At 59.3% G+C, this 243-nt stretch carries 1 protein-coding gene; it reads left to right on the top strand.

All coding sequences use genetic code 11. The features are described 5' to 3' along the window. A partial coding sequence (locus ACMUOY_RS20645; RefSeq protein WP_413894582.1) for a 1-acyl-sn-glycerol-3-phosphate acyltransferase occupies positions 1 to 243 on the top strand: 243 nt, incomplete at both ends.

Here is a 243-nt window from a genome sequence, read left to right as displayed (position 1 = left end):
GTCGATATCCTGGTCCTCCAGAAGGTCTTTGCCGGGAAGATTCCGTTCCTCAAATTCTTCCTCAAGCGCGAGCTGATGTACGTCCCGTTCATGGGGCTGGCCTGGTGGGCGCTCGATTTTCCGTTCATGCGCCGCAGCGGCGGCGGCCGAGACTTCGCAAAAGACCTGGCCGCTACGCGCAAATCTTGCGAGCGCTTCAGGATGATTCCGACCTCGGTCATCAATTTCCTCGAGGGGACGAGG

Source organism: Candidatus Skiveiella danica, assembly GCF_022705245.1.
In the GTDB taxonomy this organism is placed as follows: domain Bacteria; phylum Pseudomonadota; class Gammaproteobacteria; order Burkholderiales; family Burkholderiaceae_C; genus Skiveiella; species Skiveiella danica.
The sequence above is the reverse complement of the archived record's forward strand: the minus strand, read 5'-3'. Positions and strand labels throughout refer to the sequence as shown.